Origin of the sequence: Sphingomonas sp. CFBP 13720 (genome assembly GCF_014842075.1) — a bacterium.
Lineage (GTDB): Bacteria > Pseudomonadota > Alphaproteobacteria > Sphingomonadales > Sphingomonadaceae > Sphingomonas.
This window is the reverse complement of the sequence record NZ_JACYVA010000002.1, coordinates 532,256-553,911: the sequence shown is the minus strand read 5'-3', so window position 1 is coordinate 553,911 and position 21,656 is coordinate 532,256. Positions and strand designations below refer to the sequence as shown.

Here is a 21,656-nt window from a genome sequence, read left to right as displayed (position 1 = left end):
CGCTAGAGTGGGATAGCAGGTGGCGAGGCGTAATTGATCGCGTCGCGGCATCGGCGGTGAAGGCGAAATGCTCGGCCACCGGTTGGTCGAGGTCGATCAGGCCCTCCCGCACCATGTCATGGATTGCGACCGCCAGAACTACCTTGGACAGCGATGCGGCTTCGAACAGAGTATCAGGTATCGCAGGCTCGGCATTGGCCTTTGCATAGCCGATCGCACCGGATGAGATTGCGCCGAAGCTGTCCAGCATTGCCCAGCTCGCGCCCGGGACGGACGCCAAGTCCATCCAGGTTGACAGGTTGGCAAGGGCGCCGGGCGTCGTCGCGGTTGCTGCACCTGCCGCCACGGCTATGGCGAGCGTTCCAAGACACGGGGCAGCGAGCATTGTCCGCCTGGACACCAAATCCATTATCAATTCCTGTCAGCGACCTGCTTACGGACATACAGGTTCGACGCGACGAGGCTAGCCGAGACCACTACAACGGAAGACCCCAACCGATCCGCGAGAGCGACGACCCACAGTCGGACATTCAGACCACCCTACTCGCTTCCCGATTGCGGACCCTTGTTCATGTCACGCGTCGCGGCCGCACAGCGCTTTGAGCATCTCTAACGGCAGGCGACGGGCGATGCGGTTATCTGCAGGCGGAATGCGTTTAAGGCCTGCGCGCCGAGTGGCTAAGCGCGAACAGCGTCGTCCCTGCTCGCTTCATCACGACCCTGCGAGCGCACCGTTTCAGAAAATAATTCCTTTGTAACTTAGTTGGTTGAGCAGGAATCACAGCCGGAGGTATTCGGGTGTGGGGCGGGCGCAGAGACTCGGGAGAGCGCGCATGAAAGCTCTAGTCTGGCACGGTAAGGAAGACGTCCGCTACGACACGGTGTCCGATCCAGAGATCGAGGACGACCGCGACGCCATCATCAAGGTAACGAGCTGCGCGATCTGCGGCTCCGATCTCCACCTGTTTCACAACCTCATCCCGGCGATGCTGCCGGGCGACATCCTCGGCCACGAGACGATGGGCGAGGTGGTCGAGGTGGGTAGCGCAGCCAAGGGTTCGTTGAAGAAGGGCGACCGCGTCGTCATCCCCTTTACCATCCAGTGCGGCGAGTGCGACCAGTGCCGTCGCGGCAACTTTTCGGTGTGCGAGCGGACCAACCGCAAGAAGGAGCTCGCCGACAAGGCGTTCGGCCACGCGACTGCGGGCCTGTTCGGCTATTCGCACCTGACCGGCGGCTATCCCGGTGGACAGGCGGAATATCTGCGCGTCCCCTTCGCTGACACCACGCACGTCAAGGTGCCCGACGGCATCGACGACGAGAAGCTGCTGTTCCTGTCGGACATCCTGCCGACCGGCTGGCAGGCGGCGGTGCAGGCCGACATCCAGCCCGGCGACACCGTCGCGATCTGGGGCTGTGGCCCCGTGGGACAGATGGCAATCCGCTCGGCGATCCTGCTGGGTGCCGAACAGGTGGTCGCGATCGACCACTTGCCCGAGCGGCTGTCGATGGCTGCCGCGGCCGGCGCGATCACGATCGACTTCACGCACGAGAGCGTGGTCGAGCGGTTGAATGAGCTCACCGGCGGCAAAGGCCCGCACAAGTGCATCGACGCGATCGGAACCGAAAGCCACGTCAATTTCGGCCAGCCCGATACGATCCTCGACCGCGCCAAGCAGATGCTGTTGGTGGAGAACGACCGGCCGCACGTGTTGCGCGAGATGATCTATGTCTGCCGCCCGGCGGGTGTCATCTCGATCGTCGGCGTCTACACCGGTCTCGCCGACAAGATCCCGATGGGTCAGGCGATGAACAAGGGCCTGACTTTCCGCATGGCGCAAACGCACGTGCCGCGCTGGACCGGCGACCTGTTGCGGCGGATCGAGGACGGGCAGATCGATCCGTCGTTCGTCATCACGCACAAGGTCGATCTGTCCCAGGGACCCGAGATGTACCGCACGTTCCGCGACAAGGCGGACGCCTGCATCAAGGTCATGCTCCGGCCCTGAACAGGTCCCCCGCATCCGAATTCCGGAAAGGTGTCACCATGTCTCTCACCAATCTGACGCATATCACCCGCTCCGAAGGCGACCCGCGGGTAGAGCGCAAGGGCCCAAGCTCGATGACCGGCGCCGACCGGCTGGCGCGCGCGCTCGGCTGGTTCTCGGTCGGGCTCGGTGTCGCCGAACTGGTCGCGCCGGGCCGGATCGCCCGCACGCTGGGGCTCGACGACAAGCAGAGCCTGATCCGTGCCTATGGCGCCCGTGAACTGGCAAGCGCAGTGCCGACGCTGTCGATCGACAAGCCGATCGGCCTTGCTTCCCGTATCGTCGGCGACGCACTCGATCTCGGTACGCTCGCCACGGGGTTGAAGCGAGACAATCCCCAACGTCGTAACGCGGCGATCGCAACGGTGCTGGTGGCGGGGATCACGCTGCTCGACCTCACCGCCTTCTTCGGCGTCAGGACCGCGCACAAGCGCGAACCGGCAAGCGGACGCGACTATTCGGATCGCAGCGGACTGCCGCGCGGCCCGCAGGCTTCACGCGGATTGGCGCGGCAGGACTTCGAGACGCCCGCCGATTACCGGGCGGAAGGAACGGTGGCGGACGCCGTGCCCGCGCTCGCCGGCTGAGTACGGAGTGTTCGGCCATGACGCTCGAACAGATCGGCGGGGCGGCGCTGATGGCGCTGTTCCTCGCCGACATCTTCCTGACGATCCTCTACGCCCGCGCCGGCACCGGGCTGCTCGCGCCGCGCTGGAACCGGCTGGTCTGGACGATCGTCAGCGCACTTTGCCGCTTCGCCGGCCGTTACCGGCCAACGGTGCTGTCGTTCGCAGGGCCGCTGATCGTCGTTTCGCTGATCGCCTTCTGGGCGCTTGGCCTGACGCTCGCGGCGGCCCTCATCATCCGCCCCGAACTTGGCACAGCGATCCGGCCGAGCAGCGGCGACACGCCCACTGATCTGATCACCGCGTTGCTGGTGGCGGGCAACAGCCTCTCGATCGTCGGCGGCGGAGATTACGCGCCGCATACCACCGGCACCCGGATGCTGTTCCTGCTGAACTCGCTGATCGGCGCATCGGTGCTGTCGCTGGTGCTAAGCTATCTCGTCCAGGTCTATTCCGCGCTGCACGAGCGCAACGCGCTGGCGCTGACCGTCGACCTGATGACGGGAGAGACGGGGGATGCTGCCGAGATGCTGGCGCGCCTCGGTCCCGGCGGGGACTTCAGCGATGCCACCAGCGCGCTCGACAACCTCGTGCGGCCGCTCGCGATGACCAAGGAAGCGCATCATTTCTATCCGCTGCTCTTCCACTTCCGGTTCCGCGAGCCACGCTATGCGGTGTCGCGGATCTGCTTCGTCCTGCTCGACCTCACCGCGCTGATCGAAACCGGGCTCGATCGCGGCAAGTACCAGTCCCTGGTGGATTCGGCGCCGGTGGAGTCGCTGCGCCGCTGCGCCCTGCTGCTCCTGGAAACGCTCGATCGGCATTTTCCGACACGGACAGCACCCGCACCGATGCAATGCCAGCATTTCGAGGAGAGCTATGCCGCGGGCACCCTTACGTTGGCGCGCGTGGGCATCGAGGCACTGCCGGTGTCTGCCGGCTACGCGGAGCATCGCAGCCGATGGGACCCGCTCCTCCGCCGCGTCGGCCCGGCACTGGGCTACACCATCGACGAGATCGAAGCCCGACGGAGCACGCCACTTACTCTCACCTGACGAAACCGTCCTGTCATCAGAAAGGAGCTTTCCATGGAGACTGCCTCACCCGAACCATCGCTGGATGCCGCTGCGCGGGCATCTGTCACGATCGGTCGCTCCGCCGACGAGCTGCGCGCGCTATGGCTGCGACCCGAAACCCAGTCGCGGATCTGGGCCGATTTCGCCGACGTGACCGCGGATGACGACGGCTCCGCCGAATGGACAGCTCGCGGCCCGGCTGGTGGCGAATATCGCTGGCGCACTGCGGCTCAGGACGCAGACGCGACGACGGTACGCTGGTCCTCGCTCGACGGAGCCGACATCGCCAACACCGGTGTCCTCACCTTCCGGCCCGCACCGGGCGACCGCGGCACCGAAGCCCATCTCGACGTACGCTTCGATCCGCCCGGTGGCGTTGTCGGCGAAGCGGTGAGCAAGCTGTTCCACATCGTGCCGCGCGAGATCGTGTCCAAGGCGCTCTATCGGTTCCGCGCGCTGACAACGACCGGCGTGATCCCGACCACCGACCCACAGCCCGCCGCCCGCAACGGCGGCACCGACAAGTAGGAGAAGCCAGATGCGTGCACTCTGCTGGAACGGCGTCAACGACCTGCGCGTCGAAACCGTCGATGACCCCGCCATCCTCAACCCCAACGACGTCATCCTCAAGGTCCGGCTGTCGACTACCTGCGGTTCGGACCTGCACCTGATCGACGGCCTGATCCCGACGATGAAGGCGGGCGATGTCCTTGGCCACGAGTTCATGGGCGAAATCGTCGATGTCGGCCGCGAGGTGACGAAGGTGAAGCGCGGGGACCGCGTGGTCGTACCGTCCTTCATCTCTTGCGGGCAATGCTGGTACTGCCAGCACGATCTCTACTCGCTGTGCGACACCACCCATCCCAAGCCGGAGTTGCAGGAGCCGTTGCTGGGTTATCCCACCGCCGGCATCTACGCCTATTCGCATGCGTTCGGCGGGTACGCCGGGGCGCACGCCGAATATGTCCGCGTACCGTTCGCCGACACCGACTGTTTCGTGGTGCCCGACGGTGTGTCCGACGAGGCGGCGCTGTTCATCTCGGACGCGGCGCCGACCGGCTTCATGGGCGCTGACTTCTGCAACATCCAGCGCGGCGATGTCGTCGCGGTTTGGGGCTGCGGCGGCGTTGGCTTGATGGCCCAGCAGGGTGCGATGATCCTCGGTGCGGAGCGCGTCATCGCTATCGACCGCTACTCCGAGCGGCTGGCGCAGGCCGCGGCATTCGGGGCAATCACACTCGATTATACGCAGGTGGATGTCGTCGAAGCGCTGAAGGAACTGACGGGCGGGCGTGGTCCGGATTCCTGCATCGACGCGGTCGGGATGGAGGCAGGCGGGACCGGGCTTCAGCACGCCTATGATCGGGTCAAGCAGGCGCTGTATATGGAAACGGATCGCGGCACCGCGCTGCGTGAGGCGATGCTGGCGGTGCGCAAGGGCGGCACCCTATCGATCCTCGGCGTCTATGGCGTAATGGACAAGTTCCCGCTCGGGGTGCTGATGAACAAGGGCGTCACCATCCGGACAGCGCAGCAGCATGGCCAAGCCTATGTCCCGCGCCTGCTTGAGCATGCGCAACGTGGCGAGCTGACGCCAGCGGCATTGGCCACCCACCGCTTCTCACTGGAGGAGAGCCCGAAGGGTTACCACATGTTCAAGCACAAGGAGGATAGCTGCCTGCGCGCAGTGTTCGCGCCCTGAAATTTGATCTCAGCCGTCCTCGAACTCACTAAGTGAAAGGCTGCTGCATGGCTTCGTCACCCGACCCTATTGCATTATCGGTTTACGAGAGCCTTTTCGCTCGCCACCACGGGACGATGCTGCGCATCCAGCAAGAGATTGACCGGTGCCGCAACGGTGCGCTCGACCTGCAAAGCGGCAGTGGTGATCCTTTGCTGGAACGTGCTCGACAGGGTGAGCGGGTTGCCTTGAAGCTGATCAATGCGTGGCATCGGGAGGTTACACTCGTCCATGAACATGAGGCCGAGTCACGGCATGCAATACACAGACGCTTCGCGCGGCCGCAGTCAAGGTGACCCAATTGCGGTCACTCGGCCCCCTGTGGCCTCTGCCAGAAACCGGACGTTCGTTTACCGCCGGGGTCTTTCGTGTGCACGATGTTAGCCGGAGTAACAGGATGCTAAAGCCTGACAGGTACGGCCAAAGGCATGTTGTCGTCACTTTCAGCGCGGATCGCCGCGATCGGCCTCGTCGTCCTAATCTCACTGGCTTCGCTGGCAGGGCTCCTCGTGGACGCCTCACGGCAAACCAGCCAAAGCTTTGAGTGGGCTGGACACTCGGCAGAGGTGATTGAGACGACTGAAGCAGCGTTAGGGGATTTACGCGAGGCGGAGTCGGGTCAGCGGGGCTTCATCATTACGCGCAATCCAGCTTACGCTCGGTCGTTTGCCGAGCGGGTGGAGAGTTCTGCGCGCAATATGGCCATTGCGGTCCGGCAGACGAGCGACAACCCTTTGCAGCATGCAAGAGCGCGAGAGATCGCGGTTCTGATGGTACAGCGGGCTGCCTTTCTTCGGCAGCCCTTGATCATGGCACGTCGTGGCGATTTTTCTGCAGCGGTCGTTATCGTCGCCAGTGGTCGCGGGCGTGAGCTGATGGATGCGATCAGCGTCCGGGCTAATGGCTTCCTTGACGAGGAGCGGGCTTTGCAGACCAGCCGTCAAGACGCGGCGGACAAGCGGCTCGCCAGCGGGCGGAGGCTCGCCATTATCGGAGGGGTCGTGGTTGCGCTACTGGTTATCTGCAGCTTCGCACTATTGATCCGCGGTATTCGGCGGCCGTTGGCGACGATGATGCGCGCCATGACGGCGTTGGGTGATGGTGAGCAGGATGCTCGCATTGACACGGCAATGGGATCCGAGGAGTTCAACCGACTTGCACAAGGCTATAACGTCATGGCGGAGAGGCTGAGGAACGCCGTCGCCGATCAGGCGAACAGCGAGCGTCAGCTGCAAACCGCCAATGCCGAGTTGCACCGGAACAGCGAAACCCTGCGCGAACGCGGCTCCGTCATTGGGCTTCTGGGCGGCATGTCGCACCGCATGCAAGCCGCACGCACTGACGATGAGCTAGCGCAGATCATCAAGGTCTTCGTACCGCGCGTACTCCCGAACGTTCCCGGTGCCCTCTACGCGCATAATAACTCGCGCAACTGCCTCGTGCCCATCGCCAGCTGGGGCGGCACCAACGTTCCGCTTGAGGGCTTCGCGCCAGATCGGTGCTGGGCGTTGCGCCGCGGGCAGAGCCACTATGTGGCTGGACCTGGCGGCGACATCGTTTGCGGTCACGTCGGCGAGGACGAGGTGTATCACTGCGAACCCCTGCTCGCCGGCGGTGAGGTGATCGGTGTCCTTTACCTTCAAGGTCAGATCGAGAGCGAGAACCGCTTCCGCATGAACGTGCTGACCGAGAACATCGCTTCAGCATTGGTGAACCATCGTCTCCAGCGCTCGCTACGTGAGCAGACGATCCGCGACCCGCTCACCGGCCTGTTCAATCGTCGATATATGGAAGAGATGCTGAAACTGGAGATCGCGCGTGCCTCCCGCGCTGGCACGCCGCTCAGCCTCGTGATGTGTGACGTCGATCACTTCAAACGATTCAATGACGAATTCGGGCATGATGCCGGCGACGCGGTTCTCCAGGTTGTTGCAGCAGAAATGCGCAGCCGCTTTCGCGACGGCGACGTGGTTTGCCGCTTTGGGGGTGAAGAGTTCACTATCATCGCCCCGGGCACGACCGCGGACGCTCTGGCGGGTCGCGTGGACGTCGTCCGACGCGCTATCGCCGAGCTGAGCGTTCGGCATGGCAGCCGCAGCCTCGGATCAACCAGTATGTCTTTTGGCATCGCGACGTGGTCGAATACGATGGCACGCGACGGCTCGACCCTCATTCAGGCGGCCGATATGGCTCTCTACCAGTCCAAGCGCGAGGGTAGAAACCGTGCGACGATCAGTCTTGTCGCGGCCTGACTGTCAGCGGCTTAACTCTGGCCGCGCCGAAGGACTTTTGTCGATTAACGTTTGGTGTCGGACGGACAATCAACACCTCACCTGCAAAACTGATGACTCAATTATGGACGCTCGCCTCGCTTCAGCCGTGCTCCACGATTGGGCGTTCGTTCATCCGACCTGCGAGGCTGATTCGAGTCACGATGTCGTCGAAGCCGACAGGCGGGGCTTTGCTCATGGCATGCGTTCGCTTAGGTGCCGGATTGTACGCGAGCTCCACGATGGCTGCCGCGTCAAACGACCGCCGCCCTTGGCGGCGCGGTGGCCAGCGACTTGCGGCGATCGTCCGCCTCTTTGTTGGATTTCGTCTTTGCGGTTCTGAAGCTCGTCAGCTCGGCGAGGTCCGCCCGCATCTGCGCCTTAATCGGCGTGTCCACTTGGCGTCCCGCGGCCTGGTCGTGTCCAGAACGCTCGGAAGCGCGGGACATCGCCCGGTGCACGATCAAAAAGTCGTCATCGCTGACGTTCACCCCGCCTAGCCGCAGCGTGCCGACGTTCGGACCAAAGCGGCGGACGACGTCGTTGAGGACGATCTCCTCGACGGCGCGCTCCCAGGTCTCGCGTAGCGCGGCGTAGAACCCAGTGCACCTGCGCCCGTAGTCGTCGGTCGAGACGGCTAGATCGTCGGGAATGTCGTCGATCATCGCCTTGAGCGTCTGCTCTCGCTCCTTCACCTTGCGCGCGACCCACGGCGCGTCGCCCACCGTCACGATGCCGAACTCGCCGCTGCCGCCCTGCTGGATGAGGCAGGGCAACGCGGGCACCGGAACGGCGCGGTCGACGCAGGCCAGCGTCAGCTCGTGGTAGAAGACGAGGTTGTGGGTGAACACGACGATCTGGCGTCCCTTCGCCGCTTCGTCCACGAGCCGGCGCGCGACGCGCCTCACGCGACCGTGGTCAAGGCTAGTGACCGGATCGTCCAGGAGGATGCCGGAGCTCCTGCCCGCCACGTGCGATTCCGCCAGGAAGCAGGCGAGGCTGAGCGCGCGCTGCTCTCCCTCGCTCAGGACGCGCGCCTTCTTTGCCTTCCTGGTGGTCGCCAACGCGACCTCGAAGAAGCTCGTCCCTTTCGAGGTCTCGTCGGAGAAGTGGAAGGGTATGTGCGTCAGCGCAAAGTTGCGGATCTCCTCCTCGATCCGGGTCCTGAGTCCCGGCGTCGTCAGCTCCTTGCGCAGCGACGTCATTAGCCGCGACAAAGGCCCGGTGTTCAGGGCGGCCTCGCACCGCTTCCACATGTGGATGCTCTTCAACTCTTTGCGGCGCGCGACCAGCTCCTCGACCTGGCCGCTCATCTGCCGGCGATCCGTCAGTTCAGCGATCCTCGCCGTCGCCGCCGCAGTCCGGTCGTCGCCCGATCGCAGCGTAGTAGCGTGCTCGCTCAGCTGCGCCGCCCAGGTCCGGAGTTCGATGAGGGGTGAGGCGGGAAGCGGCTCGAGGTCCGCGATCCCGCCGTCATTGAATTGGCGAACGCGCTCGTCACGGCGCGCCTCCAGCCCTGCGCTGAAGGCGGCGGTACGATCCACCATCGCCTGCGCCGGCGCGCCGTGCGTCGCCGCCTCCGCGAGCAGCATCCGAAGCTCGCCCTCGGCCTTGAACGAGAGGTTGCGCAAGGCCGAGATGCGTTGCGCCGTCGCGCCGGCGGCGAGTTCGGCTTCGCGCGTCGCTTGTCCCTCCACATAGGCGTCGAAGGCTGCCAGGCGCACGGCTGCATCCTCGCCGAGCGTCTGCTGGCAGAGCGGGCACGGATCGCCGACGGCAAACGGCTCGCCGTTCGTACGCACCCCGGCCTCGGCTGCAAACCGTCGCGCGATCGCGAAGAGCTCGCGCCAGGTGTCTGAGCCTGTGGCCCCGACCGGCTGCGAGCCGATCTGCTCGGCTGCGAGCGCGTCGGCGACGCGCCGTGTCCGCTGCCTGGCCTCCACGAGCGGTTTGTCCCCCGCTGCAACATCGTCCGACAGGGGCGTCGCTGTCGCCTCGACAGCGGTGGCAACCGTCAGGCACGAACTCGCGATCCGATCGCAGAGGGCGGCGGTCGCCGCCGGTCCCCGCACCAACTCAGCCTGCAAACTGGCAAGTTCCGCCTCGTCGTCGGGGCTCCAAGTCGCTGCGTCGCGGAGCGCGTGCTCGGTGGGCAGGTTCGCCTCCGGCGTTCCCTCCTGCAGCCGAGCGATGAGCGCCGCAGCGCTCGTGCCTTGGGCGTAGTAGCCGCCGAACGCTCCCGCGCATCGCCTGCTCACGTCGTCGATCCATCCACGGTAGCGGCTCGCCGCCGCTTGGTAGAGGTCGGCGAGCCGCCCGACGCACGCGGCCTCCGGAGGCATGTAGAGGATGTCGCTCTTGCCGTTCACGTAGACGCGCAAATTATCTGTATCGAGTAGCGTCACGCCGCCGAGGACCGCTGGCTTCGGGTCTCCCTCGGTCCAGGTCGCAGTGACGGCGTCGACCTTCCCTACCCGGTAGGCGTAGGTGATCGACTTAGAGGGTACGTTTCCCGCCGCAAAGACGTCGCTCTCCAGCGGCGCGTCCTCGCGCACGCAGGTCAGCTGGCGCAGGGCGCGCGTGTAGCCGCTCTTGCCCGATCCGTTGTCGCCGAAAACGATGGTGATGCCGTCCAGCGCGAACTTAAGGACCTGGTCGCCGGCGAGCCTGTCCAAACCCTGCAGCGGACCGACGGAGTGGAGGATGACGTCGTCCGGACTGGCGCCGACCACGACGACGCTCTCCTCGGTGAACGGCTGACAGGGGTGTTCGCCGTCGATGGCGATGCCGTGCGCCAGCCCGATCCGGCAGACGAGCGCATCGACGTCGGAATCGACGTCCTGCGAACACGAAGCCGCCCGCTTCATGGCGTCCACCGCCCAGGCGGGCTGGCCGGCACACCACTCTGTAAGTTTCCCCACAAGTGCTCCCCCCGATATCGCTTTTATGCGTGCGCAGCACAAACTGTAGCATCGGCTTCTGGCGAGTCACTATCTGCGCTGGTCCTCGTAAAAAGACAGGGCGCTCGAAGCGTGCGGTGCCCGCTCCGTCTCGCCTGAACAAGCTACTGCGCCTCGCACCGAACGCGCAAAAGCGTTCAGCGGCATTCCATCAGCGGGCGACATTCTTACGTCTACAGCGCTCCTTGAACGAACGTCCGGTTTTGCCGAATGCCACCCGAAAGCGGACAGGCTGCCATCCACCAAAATCGGCGCTCTGTTGTGCTGGTTGGACAGGCATCCAGTTGGCCACCCTAGGCTAGCGCAGGTTGAAGTTGAACGAAGCACGACAGGCAGCGTGAGTTCGTCTGTAGCTCGATGTCGCTTGCGCGCATGCAGTCCGGTGCCTGGATGCGTTCCCGTCGGCCGATAATTCAACTGCCGACCGAATTCCGCTTTTTTGTCACATTCGACTTGCCTCCGTAGCGAGTTCGAGCAATCTGGCGCTGCTCCCTGTGAAAGCCAGGGGGCGGGGCGTCGAAACCTCTTCTTGCTTACTCGGTCGCAGCTTTGCTGAGGCCGGGTGGCATGCGCGCATGTCCAGCCGGCAACGGTAAAGGCGCATGCGCCTGCCGCAAGACAGGTTTCGAACATCCGGCTTCTGGCCGTCGCCCCGAGAGGACATAGGTGCGACGTATGAGGCAAGCGGGTCGCACCAAGCCGGAGCGACCTAGTTGGACGGTAAGGCAAACAGTGATGATGGTGCGCGGCTGATCCAGCAGGCCGCCTGCGAAATTGCCTTTGGTCAACCGATACTTATGAACACTCTTCGCGCTGTTGTTGCCGAAGCAATCGTCGCGCATGCGCTAGGCAACCATTGGAGACATTGCAGCGCTGATTATCACGCGTATGACTTCGAGCGTTGCGACGGCGTCGCACTTGAGCTCAAGCAGTCAGCTGCACGTCAAAGCTGGGCGACGGGGAGCGACCAGCCTACTAAGAGCACGTTTGATATCGCTGAGCGGACAGGGCGTTTCGTCGGTAGGGACTGGATCGTCCAACGACGACGATGGGCAGACGTTTACGTATTTGCGCATCATCCTCGGACTGATGATAACGCCGATCATCGGCGGCCTGAGCAATGGAATTTCTACGTTCTACCAGCCCGGGATCTCCCAACACAGGCTAGTATTAGCTTGAGCCGCATAAATAAAATGACCGGCTCGACGACATTCGCTCAATTAGCGTCGGTAGTGGATCATGTCGCGGATATAACGCGCGTGGTTCCGCAATAAGAGATATCAAGTATTAATCTATCTGAATGCAAATGATAATTATCGAAGATTATACCTTGTCCGCTTATTAAAGAGAGCGTTTGGTGGTAGAGATGTAAAGTTGGTGTGCGCGCCTCGCTCGTATCAAGTAAGGGAAGCGTTCCTTCACATCTTGGTCGGACATGGATGGGCTGTAGATGGCTTCCCATTCTTCAGCGGTTACCGGCTCAGGCACAATAAGAACTGCGAGGGTATCTTCGTGCTGCGGAGCGAGCTTACGAAGCCACGATTCCTGGAGCCGAAAAGCCTTGGCGTTTCCCTCCGCGGCTTTCTTTTTCAAACTGAGAAGTATGAGTTCAAGCGTCGTTTTGCGACGGCGTTTGCCGTCGATCATGACGCTATGGCGCTCCCTGGCTACCCGTTTGGTCATCGTCCTGATATTTGTCGAGCCACGGGGTCGCCCGCGGCGATTGATTGGCTGTCCCTCGCCGAATCGTACCCCGTGCGGACGTTCCGAAGGTCCATTGTTAACGTCGTCGTCGATGAAGTAGTTAGCGAACTCATTGTCATCGTACTGCATCACGAAGCTCCTGAATTCGGGCGATGCCGTCGTGTTCCAACGGCCAGGGCGGCGGACCATAAACTGTTAAATTTTCGTGCCACTCGTCGGGATCGCAGTCTACCGGTACATATAGTCTTGTCGGCCAATTCGAACCGGGCGTCCGTGCGCTAATAATGTCGTAACGCTCGAATTCATTCATTGATAACTCGATTGCACTCAGATCGCCTTTGATCGCTTTTCTGGCTAGTTGACGAAGACCAAGCTCGTGCGGGTGTATTTTGCGAGACCTATCGCCCTCCTGGACCGTGACCGTTTCGTTCAGCAATGCATATGCGTCCAACTCTGCGCCTGTATTTTTTTGGCGCTTAGGTTGGGGGCCGCCCTTGCGAAAGCGCGAGTGTTTCGGTGGATTACGGTATCCCACAGGACCGTCGGTTTCTTCAGGCATCCAACACCTTCCGATCCTCGCGAACCTCTTCGTACGTCTGGCCCGACGAAGCTAGTATGACCGACATCCCGTGCCGCATCGCGCGGGCGCAGATCACATCAACGTACAGAGGATCAAGTTCCATTAACCGCGCCCGTCGTCCGGTGTCATGACAGGCAATCAGGCTCGTCCCGGATCCTGCGAACGGATCGAGTATGAGGTCGTCCCGGTGACTGGCATCTTTGATCGCTTCAGCGATCATAAGTACGGGTTTAACCGTTGGATGCATTGCCAGCGCTGCGTCCCTCTCCAGACCGAAACTGTTTGCCCCCGCAAATGTCCAGACGTTGCTACGATGACGTCCGTCCACGCCAAGATTAACGTTATTGATGTGTGCGCGCCGGCCTTTTTTGAAGATCGTAACCAGCTCGTGCTGGCTTCTCATAAAAGAACCCATTCCAGCGTTGGTTTTTGCCCAGACGGCTAAGTTAACCATCTGATGGTAAATGCTTTCGCCTAACGACAAAACGTCGCCAAGAATTCGCCAATCGCAGAAAATGTAGTGGAGTGAGCCCGAGCGGCTTACTTTTTCCGCAGATGTCATAAACGCCTCAAGGAAGCGCCGGAATTCTTCGCTTGTCATCTCGCCTGATGCGGCGACAAACTCACGGTGCTTGTGCTTACCCAGTCCGCTGACATGGCCCTGGATCGGGCAGTTCCACGGAGGATCAGTGACGACCATGTCGACTCGCTCGATACCGAGCAACGTAATATAGGATGCTGCAACAGTAGCGTCTCCGCACAGCAATCGGTGACGATCAGCGAAGACCCAGACGTCGCCTTCGCAAGAGATCGCGTCAACCGCCAGTGGTGGGATCTCATCCTCGGCCTTCGGCGTTCTGCTCGATCGAAAATCAACCAAGAGATCGATCTCTTCCAACTGAAAGCCCGTAACCGAAAGGTCCAGCTCTCCGTCCAGGAACTCAATTTCAGCGAAGCTTTGTGCCAACAGTTCCCTATCCCACGTAGCCAGTTCCGCCGTGCGGTTATCTGCTATCATGAAGGCCTTAAGTTGGGACTTGGTAAGATGTTTCAGGCTGATCGTTGGGATGGTTGATAGTTCCAACTCCAACGCTGCTAGAACGCGGCCATGGCCGGCGATAATTTGATCCTGATCGTCGATTAGGATTGGGTGTGTTACCCCAAACTGACGCATGGAGATCATGATCGTCCGAACCTGTTTGCGGCTGTGTACACGGGGGTTATCCGCACGCGCTTTCAGTTCACTGGGCGCACGAAGATGTATCTTGTAGTCGGGCATTTTGCTCATAGCGTATCTCGTCGTCGAGGCGAGACCGGGCTCGCCTTATCAGGGGGAGAAGGCCAGTCTCCGGAGGCGAGAACGCCTACGGACTTCGTGGCCTACGACTGTTTGGAGCGCTCGGGGCCGCATTGCGAAAGTCCGAAATCACAGTGAGATCAGGGCCGCGTTGCGGATCCTTAAGTGACATCCTAGCAGCATTGCTGCCTGTCGACCGGTTCGATCGACAAAGATGCCTAAGCCATTGGCTAATGTGCTTCCGTTAGTGCCTCGCAGCGCAGTAGCCGTCAAGCGCGATTGAACAGCCGGTTTGGAGTAATTAATTCCCGTGACTGTTTTCGCTGCGGGCGCTCGCTAAGCCGCAGAAACACGCGTGCACGGTTATACCGACGAGCAGCATTTGCGGCGGATATTGGCGGTTACCCCAGTATTTTCCCGGAAGTACGGGAAAGCCATTCGAACCGTACTGCCCGCGACTCACGCAGAGATTTTATGCCAGAATGGTCAGATTTGAGTTCACGTAGCGGTCTACGCAGTACCGCCCAGGTCGAGGAAACGCGCAGATTTGGCCCATTTCCCCGCGGGGATATGGTGATTGTGGGAAGCGTCAGGACTAGTTGGCGGAGCGGGAGGCCGCTGTTAGTTGTTCCTGTAAGTTCCTTGATGTGCTCTAACTGTCTGTTTGTTATAGCCTTTTAAACGTTAGGTTCCTGTATCATCCTGCCCGTTCAACGTGGTTCCAATTTTATATGTTGGGCGGTATGTTAGGCGCATGTCAGGCATTAAACCCACCGGACGCCATCAAGAGAAGCGTCTTACACCTGCCGGTGCCCGTAACCTCGGACCGGGGTTCCATGCCGACGGCCAAGGGCTGTATCTAAAGGTGGATGCTTCGGGGGCACGCCGTTGGGTGCAGAGAATTGTTATTCAGGGTAAGCGCCGCGACGTAGGATTGGGATCGGCTGCCCTTGTAACGCTTGGGGAGGCCCGTGAAGCGGCCTTACAGCAACGGAAGCTAGCACGGGCGGGTTATGACCCTCTGGCGGCAAAGCAACGCTCAAAGGCTATTCCCAGCTTCGAAGAAGCGGCGCGGCAGGTTCATGCACATAACGAGGGCGGCTGGCGCAACGAAAAGCATCGTAAGCAGTGGCTTTCGACGATGGAGGCATATGTTTTCCCACACATCGGGGCGCGCAAAGTAGGTGCGGTATCGAGCGCGGATATTTTGCTGGCCCTTGATCCAATTTGGACGAGGCGAAGTGAGACTGCCCGGAGAGTTAAACAGCGTATCGGGACAGTTTTGAAGTGGGCGATTGCGCGCGGGTATCGGACTGACAATCCGGCGGATGTAGTGCAGCAAGCTTTGCTTAAACATGATCGCTCGAATGTAAAGCGTATGACCGCGCTTCATCACAGTGAGGTTCCAAAAGCAATCGCAACAGTGAATGCAAGCAAGGCTTTTACCGCAACTAAGCTTGCTTTCAGCTTTCTCGTCCATACCGCTTGTCGTTCAGGTGAGGTTCGCGGCGCTTTATGGAGCGAAATTGATATTGAGCGGCTGGTTTGGGTTGTTCCGGCAGAGCGTATGAAAGCCAAGAAAGCGCATCGTGTACCCTTGACACCAGCCGTGCTGCGTATCTTGGAACGTGCGAAAGCGTTGCGGCGCGAAGATGCCGACTTAGTATTCCCGAGCGCTCGCGGAACCACGTTATCTGACATGACCCTGTCGAAACTAATGAGGGAACTTGGCATCGCTGCCGTCCCGCACGGCTTCCGATCATCGTTCCGAGACTGGGCAGGGGATGAGACGGGCCACCCCCGCGAGGTTATCGAGTTCGCCCTTGCGCACGGGATTAAAGACAAGGCCGAAGCCGCGTACGCCCGATCCGACCTGTTCGAGAAAAGACGAGTGCTTATGTCCGATTGGAGTGACTTTTTGGACACAGCGACTAAATAACAAGCAAAATCAATGACCTATTATATTAGATGCTTTAAAAGCTGTGTTTTCAGATTTCTTTGGAGCATCGTAAAAAACTGCCCTAGAAATCAGATAGTTAGCGAATTGACGGCTGGGCAAAAGGCGTTTTAGCACCTTCCAACAACGTTTGGAGGAAGCAGTGAGCACAGCAAGGATCATGCGGCGACCGGAAGTGGAAAACACCGTTGGGCTAAGTCGAAGTGCAATTTATGCAGCAATGGACAGGGGTGATTTTCCCCGCCCAATTCAAATTGGTAGGCGTGCCGTTGGATGGCGTTCTAACGACATTGATGCATGGTTGGAAGCACGTCCTATGTCTAATGGGTGGTGAAAAAAGCGGACGCTACCCCCCCCTATGTGAATGTCGCCCTATCGAAGAATCCCTACGCATCTTGGATGACTGACAACGAATTGCATCATTTGATGGCTCGTATGCAGGAACGTGTCGATCGTACACGGGAACGGTTGGATCGATCAAAAGAGCGGCTTCGACGTAGCGAAGTGCTCATAAGGAAAAGAACCCCTTAGTAGGCTCACGTACCGTAATAATTTATGTTATTCGCCGGTAATGCAGATTCTCGATCGCCCCGGCCCGGAGGTTGGAACGCCGGAATTTTTTAACGCCTTCGCGCTGATTATAGCGCGTAGTCGACGCGCTGTTGCCGAGTCGAAGCGTCTACGCAACGAGCTGGATTATGACGCCGAGCGCGCGTAATCGTCTTATGCGAGTAGTAGATGCCGTCGGGCTACCATCCGCGGGACAATGCGTCGCCGCGATGAGGATACGAGCCTGTAGCACACGCGACCATTATATTGTTAGAACTGGCGCAAATGCGGTAGATGCTAGCGATAGTTTAACAATCATTTAGTATCTATTAACATTATTAAACATTAATAAACAAATCTAAACTGTATTATATTATCAGTCTATAACCCATATCCTTCGGACAAGGGTAGACGCACATCTACCCCCGTCGGATTGAAATTTAGGAACTTCGCCTATCATTTCGAAGGGGCGCGCTATTGGCCAATCGTCGAAAATCCGATGCTTGAAGTAGGATGCTATCCTGACCTTCTTTCAAAATGTAATAGACCGCGTCGCCAAATATGGGCTCTACCTCATGCCGGGGAAGATACCACTTAGAATTAGACCAGCATTCGAGGAATACTTTGCGGAACTGATCAATTGTAACATGTTCCGGTCGCCGGATGCAAGAATGTAAATGCATTCGCCCGTCCTGCACCTGCTCCATTACCGATATTCCGCGAATAGTTTTAGAGTTTCTTCTAAACCGTCTGTTGCCGTAAAGTCTCTTTTGCACCGATAAAAGTAGGCCTTTCATCACCCTATCGTATGTCTGATTTGATCCATGCAACACAATTCCGCTATCTGTCATAATACACTGTTTGACAGATAGCGTGACAAATACGTTAGGTCCAATATCTCTACATATTTGATCTGCTAATTTACGTCTTCCTTGTTGTTTATATTTCATATATATCCGTATTAGTTTCGCCTTCTCCCCCTACAAGCTGGCGTCGCATAACGTCTGTACTGATCTGTGTCCAGCGAAATAGGCGATGATATGTGAGGGTTGCTTGAGAAAAGTAGTTCTAAACTCTAAGTACTGTCGTCTATAACTAATTTACATCTAAGACTTCATTGGATAGTGCTGCGTTGGAAGGTCAGTTCCGGCGAAGCGTAAGCGTCGCCTTTAGCGCGACGTGGACGGCTGTAGTGCGCATTGGGCTTACAAGGGTGCTCCAGGCATCACGACGTTCTTATGGCGCTTGATGCGCCGTTCACTCGCAAAGGCGTCCTACGCCCCTCCTAGGGGCCTCTGCGTTGATTCGTAAAAGGTAGTTCGCGCCTTGCGCGATAGTTAAACGCAACGCTTAAACTGATCCGTGCTTGCGCTTTCGCTACAACCATTTCATGGAAGCTGCGTCCTTTCGCCAAATCGAAGGGAGGAGGCTTGGAATCCTCGTTGTCATGTCGCTCGGTCGAATTTCGGCCGGGTGCCGTCGTGCTGTTCAAGGCTCGCCTAAAAGCGACGGGCCTTGTGCGATGTGCAGGGATTCCAACGCCCGGCTTTTTGCCGGGGGCCTCCGTCAAATGGGGGGGGGCGCAAATGAAACGCACTGGTATCGCTGTATTTATATGCGCGATTCTCTTTCTTCACGGGTGCGGGCCCGCTCCGCTAACAGCGCAAGAAGAAGTCGAGCGCAAAAACGCAGCGTTTGAAGAAATTGTGGCAACTTCCGTGAGAGCTGCGATGCTCGATCCGGGATCAACAGAATTGCGCTTCGAATCGGTATTCCCTGACGAGCAAGTCGCTTGTGGAAAGACGAACTCGAAAAACGCCTTTGGCGGTTATGTCGGTTTCTCCGGTTTCTCTTACGATAAAGGCATAGTCTGGTTTGAAACTAGCAATCAAGAGAAATGGTTGGCAGGATTGCGGAAGTGTACCGATGCTTACCTTAATGAAACTCTTGCGAAGAACCGCGTTATTGTTGAGGAACTGAAAAGAAGTAGCGTTAAATCGCCACAAATGGAGCAATCGATCAAGTCTTTGGAGGCCGATATTCAAAAGATAGAACGTACGGCGGCTGAACGACGCCAATAGTTGATCGTGCGTCCCCGTACGACTTGAAAGTTGAATATCGAGCAGCCCGCTGTTACATTAGCTTCAACGCTCGTTGTGGCTAATGGAACGACTCGATATGGCGATTGGTAGGCATGTTGCATACTACAGGGTCAGCACAGCAAGGCAGGGACGGAGCCGGCTGGGGTTGGAGGCGCAGCAAAGTACCGTGCGTGAATTCCTCAATGGTGGGTCGTGGGAACTTGCCGGGGAGGTCGTCGAAGTCGAATCCGGTAAACGCGCGGACAATCGACCGCAGCTACAGGAGGCCTTAAGGCTTTGCCGAACTACCGGGGCGACATTGATCGTTGCAAAGCTAGACCGACTGTCTCGCGATGCCGCTTTCCTTATGGACCTGCAAAATTCCGGTGTGTCATTTGTTGCAGCCGATATGCCAGGGGCCAACAATTTTACGGTTGGGGTGATGGCTTTAGTCGCGCAGCAGGAGCGCGAAGCCATATCCGCTCGGACGAAGGCAGCGCTAACGGCGGCTAAGGCGAGAGGCGTCAAACTTGGCGGAATGCGAGGTCACGTACTTCCATCTAAGAAAGCTGCCGAAGCCAGCGCTAGGAGCCGGTCGGCCGCAGCACGCAAGCGCTCGACAGACGTAATCATTTCGATTCGTAGAATACAGGACGAAGGAATAACGACGTTGAGGCAGATCGCTTTAACATTGGATAAACTTGGGATTTCCGCTCCCCGTGGCGGTAAATGGGGGCCGACGCAAGTTTCGAGGATTATCGATTCCGCCGTACTTGCCGAAACTGCTACATAATTACCTATGATACCTGTCGGCCGCTCACACGTATTATTTCGGTATACAAGAGTGCAAACCAGTATATTAATTCTCTTCCGCACATTCGACAAATTGTCTCGGAGCCGCCAATGCGGTCCCAGTTTATGTTTTTTTCACCAAGTCGGTAATGAAACATTCTATTTCGGATTGTCGCGAAAAACACCGACATTTCGTCAAACGGTACTCGGAATAGAACGTCACCTTCGGTCTCAAATTCTAAGCTTGGTACTGCGGGTTTTACACAGTTCGTAATTTCATTTTTTATGGCTGAAACGCAATCAACGTCAATTCCCTCGACGCAAAAATCGAAGGTAAGATTAGTAAGATTGCCTTGCGCTGACAGGATCGGAATAGTTTTCTCCAAAATCTTCAAGTCGCCTTCCTTTCCATTCAGGGCGATCGATTTTAGAAAATTGTGAGAGCCAACAAAACTTTGATGAGACAGCGCGTATAGCATTGGAAACGCGACGGAAACGTACTCTAAAATTCGATACAGGTATAAGAAGCTTTCCGTATACCGTTTCTGTTTTTTCGCTAATAAGCACAGAACTAATTCTGAACGAACGGTTCTAAAGAACGTTGCGTTACGCAAACCAACAGTATTTAATATCTTAATATAGTCATGGAGTCCAACATCTGGTCCTAAGACCAGATTGACAATCTTTTCTGGACGAGACTTATTAGCTATTTCTGTACGAAATTCGTTCGAACGTAATTTTACGATTTGGTCTGTCGTTGGATTATAAACATCAATAGTCCCTAAAAGCAATCGGAGCACTTCATGCAAAGCGTTGCCATTTTCGTTTACGCTGAACGGCGCAACTTGGTCCGCACTTTCGGTTACGGGTTCACGTAGCTGGTACGGGTTGGCCATTACTCGACCAATGTGGCTCGGAAGAATATTTCGGTAAGTTTGTCTACGTCAGAATCCAAATACTGTTCAATCTTGGATATGAATAAACGTGACAACTCGCGCCGAAATTTTCCGACATTGATCTTCGAAACGTTTAGCGCAGAAAAAGCATCTTCAAACGTCTCTACTGCTTCCTTGAACTTCTCTGGTGTTAATGTGTTTAAGGTATCCTTAGAGTTCTTAAGGCCGACCGAAAATCCAATTAGATTATTTCCTAAACGAAGCCAATCCCTCGATGTTACATCGGCAGAAAACTTATCAACTAGCTTCAAAGCATCTTGGAAACTTACTGTTAATTCAGTGAGATTGGAATCCATTACTTTAGCGACCAGAATCTCGTCAAGCTTGGATTCGATAATTCTGGAATTATCGTTATGAACGCTATTGGTAAGAAATGCGGTATATGCGGCCGCTATATCACCGCGTTTGAACGCCCCCTGTGGCTTACTGGTCTCCGTCTCCTTTTCAGATACGATGCTGATTCCAAGGTGCTCTGTATCAAGCATTCCTTTCGTCAACATTTCTATCTGATGACGAGCAGTCATCGGTTTTTGCCCATTATTCAGAGTGATCATTCGATACAGAAGAAGATCATAGCGCTCTGCAATAATGACATTTACATATAATGGGAGTTGCCCGTTAAAGTTTTCTTCCAGCGACGCATTCTTGAGTGTATTTAATCGCTGCATGCCATCTAAGACGTATCCGTCTTGAATATTCCGCTCAACGAAACGTTGAATATCTTCTATATCTAAGCTTGCAGCATGTTCCGAATCGATAAATGCAAGAGTTAGTGGCGGCATGATGCAGCCACGTACAATGTCTAACCGGAGGCGATCATAAAACTTTCGCCGCTGAACCTTGCGCTGCTCGTCGAATTTATCAATAAGCGGTAAAAGGTTTTCTAGGGCGTAGCGATAATTTGTTAAGCCCAACGATACGGAACTACGAATAACTTCGTCTCGACCGACATTGAACAGAGTTATCATCTTGCGTCCTCGGAACAGTGTGCTGATGCGCACCTTCTTCGAAAGGAGGCT

The 21,656-nt window shown here is 57.9% G+C and carries 19 protein-coding genes; 11 read left to right on the top strand and 8 right to left on the bottom strand.

Annotated features, from left to right (window positions below):
* Window positions 1-409 (bottom strand): serine hydrolase domain-containing protein (locus tag IFT55_RS07705; RefSeq protein ID WP_192090660.1); only part of this gene is annotated, 409 nt, incomplete at its 3' end.
* A 424-nt stretch (window positions 410-833) separates the two neighbouring features.
* Here IFT55_RS07705 and IFT55_RS07700 point away from each other — a divergent pair.
* Genes IFT55_RS07700 through IFT55_RS07680 form a run of 5 tightly spaced genes read left to right on the top strand, consistent with a single transcriptional unit; the run spans window position 834 to window position 5,452 of the window.
* The gene (locus IFT55_RS07700; protein ID WP_192090780.1) at window positions 834-2,009 is read left to right on the top strand and encodes a zinc-dependent alcohol dehydrogenase; all 1,176 of its coding nucleotides are present in this window, start codon (window positions 834-836) and stop codon (window positions 2,007-2,009) included.
* Between the two features lie 38 nt (window positions 2,010-2,047).
* Complete coding sequence (locus tag IFT55_RS07695; protein WP_192090658.1) at window positions 2,048-2,635, top strand: hypothetical protein; 588 nt, start codon at window positions 2,048-2,050, stop codon at window positions 2,633-2,635.
* Between the two features lie 17 nt (window positions 2,636-2,652).
* Window positions 2,653-3,729 (top strand): ion channel, encoded by a 1,077-nt coding sequence (locus tag IFT55_RS07690; RefSeq protein WP_192090656.1) that lies wholly within the window; start codon window positions 2,653-2,655, stop codon window positions 3,727-3,729.
* A 33-nt stretch (window positions 3,730-3,762) separates the two neighbouring features.
* Window positions 3,763-4,278, top strand: coding sequence for an SRPBCC family protein (locus tag IFT55_RS07685; RefSeq protein ID WP_192090654.1), 516 nt, complete (start codon window positions 3,763-3,765; stop codon window positions 4,276-4,278).
* 10 nt (window positions 4,279-4,288) lie between these two features.
* Window positions 4,289-5,452: a zinc-dependent alcohol dehydrogenase gene (locus IFT55_RS07680; protein ID WP_192090652.1), complete on the top strand. Its 1,164-nt coding sequence runs from the start codon at window positions 4,289-4,291 to the stop codon at window positions 5,450-5,452.
* A 74-nt stretch (window positions 5,453-5,526) separates the two neighbouring features.
* Here IFT55_RS07680 and IFT55_RS07675 read toward each other — a convergent pair whose 3' ends face one another.
* Complete coding sequence (locus IFT55_RS07675; protein WP_192090650.1) at window positions 5,527-5,703, bottom strand: hypothetical protein; 177 nt, start codon at window positions 5,701-5,703, stop codon at window positions 5,527-5,529.
* A 216-nt stretch (window positions 5,704-5,919) separates the two neighbouring features.
* On the opposite strand from IFT55_RS07675, the gene IFT55_RS07670 reads away from it, so the two are divergent.
* A complete protein-coding gene (locus tag IFT55_RS07670; RefSeq protein WP_192090648.1) occupies window positions 5,920-7,743 on the top strand; it encodes a diguanylate cyclase in 1,824 nt (607 codons plus the stop codon).
* 272 nt (window positions 7,744-8,015) lie between these two features.
* Here the strand turns inward: IFT55_RS07670 and IFT55_RS07665 are convergent, their stop codons facing one another.
* The gene (locus IFT55_RS07665; protein WP_192090641.1) at window positions 8,016-10,628 is read right to left on the bottom strand and encodes an AAA family ATPase; all 2,613 of its coding nucleotides are present in this window, start codon (window positions 10,626-10,628) and stop codon (window positions 8,016-8,018) included.
* Between the two features lie 806 nt (window positions 10,629-11,434).
* Here IFT55_RS07665 and IFT55_RS07660 point away from each other — a divergent pair.
* Window positions 11,435-11,995 carry a hypothetical protein gene (locus IFT55_RS07660; RefSeq protein WP_192090638.1) on the top strand — a complete coding sequence of 187 codons (561 nt, stop codon included), beginning with the start codon at window positions 11,435-11,437 and terminating at the stop codon, window positions 11,993-11,995.
* A 67-nt stretch (window positions 11,996-12,062) separates the two neighbouring features.
* On the opposite strand, the gene IFT55_RS07655 is transcribed toward IFT55_RS07660, so the two are convergent.
* The 3 genes from IFT55_RS07655 to IFT55_RS07645 are packed head-to-tail and all read right to left on the bottom strand — an operon-like array spanning window position 12,063 to window position 14,293.
* Window positions 12,063-12,554 carry a DUF5681 domain-containing protein gene (locus IFT55_RS07655; RefSeq protein ID WP_192090636.1) on the bottom strand — a complete coding sequence of 164 codons (492 nt, stop codon included), beginning with the start codon at window positions 12,552-12,554 and terminating at the stop codon, window positions 12,063-12,065.
* Window positions 12,541-12,984, bottom strand: coding sequence for a DUF5681 domain-containing protein (locus IFT55_RS07650; RefSeq protein WP_192090634.1), 444 nt, complete (start codon window positions 12,982-12,984; stop codon window positions 12,541-12,543). The genes IFT55_RS07655 and IFT55_RS07650 overlap by 14 nt, the downstream gene beginning before the upstream one ends.
* Entirely contained in the window at window positions 12,977-14,293 is a 1,317-nt protein-coding gene (locus tag IFT55_RS07645) for a site-specific DNA-methyltransferase (protein ID WP_192090632.1), read from the bottom strand. The genes IFT55_RS07650 and IFT55_RS07645 overlap by 8 nt, the downstream gene beginning before the upstream one ends.
* A 763-nt stretch (window positions 14,294-15,056) precedes the next feature.
* Here IFT55_RS07645 and IFT55_RS07640 point away from each other — a divergent pair.
* From IFT55_RS07640 to IFT55_RS07625, 4 genes are all read left to right on the top strand, one after another.
* Window positions 15,057-16,241: a tyrosine-type recombinase/integrase gene (locus IFT55_RS07640; RefSeq protein WP_192090630.1), complete on the top strand. Its 1,185-nt coding sequence runs from the start codon at window positions 15,057-15,059 to the stop codon at window positions 16,239-16,241.
* Window positions 16,242-16,419: 178 nt separating this feature from the next.
* On the top strand, window positions 16,420-16,593 hold the full coding sequence (locus IFT55_RS07635; RefSeq protein WP_192090628.1) for a helix-turn-helix transcriptional regulator: 174 nt from the start codon (window positions 16,420-16,422) through the stop codon (window positions 16,591-16,593).
* Between the two features lie 1,801 nt (window positions 16,594-18,394).
* Window positions 18,395-18,889, top strand: coding sequence for a hypothetical protein (locus tag IFT55_RS07630; RefSeq protein WP_192090625.1), 495 nt, complete (start codon window positions 18,395-18,397; stop codon window positions 18,887-18,889).
* Between the two features lie 82 nt (window positions 18,890-18,971).
* Window positions 18,972-19,682: a recombinase family protein gene (locus IFT55_RS07625; RefSeq protein ID WP_342029253.1), complete on the top strand. Its 711-nt coding sequence runs from the start codon at window positions 18,972-18,974 to the stop codon at window positions 19,680-19,682.
* Between the two features lie 4 nt (window positions 19,683-19,686).
* Here IFT55_RS07625 and IFT55_RS07620 read toward each other — a convergent pair whose 3' ends face one another.
* Window positions 19,687-20,577: a hypothetical protein gene (locus tag IFT55_RS07620; RefSeq protein ID WP_192090621.1), complete on the bottom strand. Its 891-nt coding sequence runs from the start codon at window positions 20,575-20,577 to the stop codon at window positions 19,687-19,689.
* Window positions 20,577-21,605 (bottom strand): hypothetical protein, encoded by a 1,029-nt coding sequence (locus tag IFT55_RS07615; RefSeq protein ID WP_192090619.1) that lies wholly within the window; start codon window positions 21,603-21,605, stop codon window positions 20,577-20,579. The genes IFT55_RS07620 and IFT55_RS07615 overlap by 1 nt, the downstream gene beginning before the upstream one ends.
* Window positions 21,606-21,656 lie beyond the last annotated feature (51 nt).

What these genes read in the sequence shown, in the direction of transcription:
- IFT55_RS07685 (WP_192090654.1), top strand. Translation starts at nt 3,763, where the DNA reads ATGGAGACTGCCTCACCCGAACCATCGCTGGATGCCGCTGCGCGGGCA.
- IFT55_RS07695 (WP_192090658.1), top strand. Translation starts at nt 2,048, where the DNA reads ATGTCTCTCACCAATCTGACGCATATCACCCGCTCCGAAGGCGACCCG.
- IFT55_RS07690 (WP_192090656.1), top strand. Translation starts at nt 2,653, where the DNA reads ATGACGCTCGAACAGATCGGCGGGGCGGCGCTGATGGCGCTGTTCCTC.
- IFT55_RS07655 (WP_192090636.1), bottom strand. Translation starts at nt 12,554, where the DNA reads ATGCAGTACGATGACAATGAGTTCGCTAACTACTTCATCGACGACGAC.
- IFT55_RS07670 (WP_192090648.1), top strand. Translation starts at nt 5,920, where the DNA reads ATGTTGTCGTCACTTTCAGCGCGGATCGCCGCGATCGGCCTCGTCGTC.
- IFT55_RS07680 (WP_192090652.1), top strand. Translation starts at nt 4,289, where the DNA reads ATGCGTGCACTCTGCTGGAACGGCGTCAACGACCTGCGCGTCGAAACC.
- IFT55_RS07645 (WP_192090632.1), bottom strand. Translation starts at nt 14,293, where the DNA reads ATGAGCAAAATGCCCGACTACAAGATACATCTTCGTGCGCCCAGTGAA.
- IFT55_RS07700 (WP_192090780.1), top strand. Translation starts at nt 834, where the DNA reads ATGAAAGCTCTAGTCTGGCACGGTAAGGAAGACGTCCGCTACGACACG.
- IFT55_RS07635 (WP_192090628.1), top strand. Translation starts at nt 16,420, where the DNA reads ATGCGGCGACCGGAAGTGGAAAACACCGTTGGGCTAAGTCGAAGTGCA.
- IFT55_RS07625 (WP_342029253.1), top strand. Translation starts at nt 18,972, where the DNA reads ATGGAACGACTCGATATGGCGATTGGTAGGCATGTTGCATACTACAGG.
- IFT55_RS07675 (WP_192090650.1), bottom strand. Translation starts at nt 5,703, where the DNA reads ATGCCACGCATTGATCAGCTTCAAGGCAACCCGCTCACCCTGTCGAGC.
- IFT55_RS07640 (WP_192090630.1), top strand. Translation starts at nt 15,057, where the DNA reads ATGTCAGGCATTAAACCCACCGGACGCCATCAAGAGAAGCGTCTTACA.
- IFT55_RS07630 (WP_192090625.1), top strand. Translation starts at nt 18,395, where the DNA reads ATGAAACGCACTGGTATCGCTGTATTTATATGCGCGATTCTCTTTCTT.
- IFT55_RS07615 (WP_192090619.1), bottom strand. Translation starts at nt 21,605, where the DNA reads ATGATAACTCTGTTCAATGTCGGTCGAGACGAAGTTATTCGTAGTTCC.
- IFT55_RS07620 (WP_192090621.1), bottom strand. Translation starts at nt 20,577, where the DNA reads ATGGCCAACCCGTACCAGCTACGTGAACCCGTAACCGAAAGTGCGGAC.
- IFT55_RS07665 (WP_192090641.1), bottom strand. Translation starts at nt 10,628, where the DNA reads ATGAAGCGGGCGGCTTCGTGTTCGCAGGACGTCGATTCCGACGTCGAT.
- IFT55_RS07650 (WP_192090634.1), bottom strand. Translation starts at nt 12,984, where the DNA reads ATGCCTGAAGAAACCGACGGTCCTGTGGGATACCGTAATCCACCGAAA.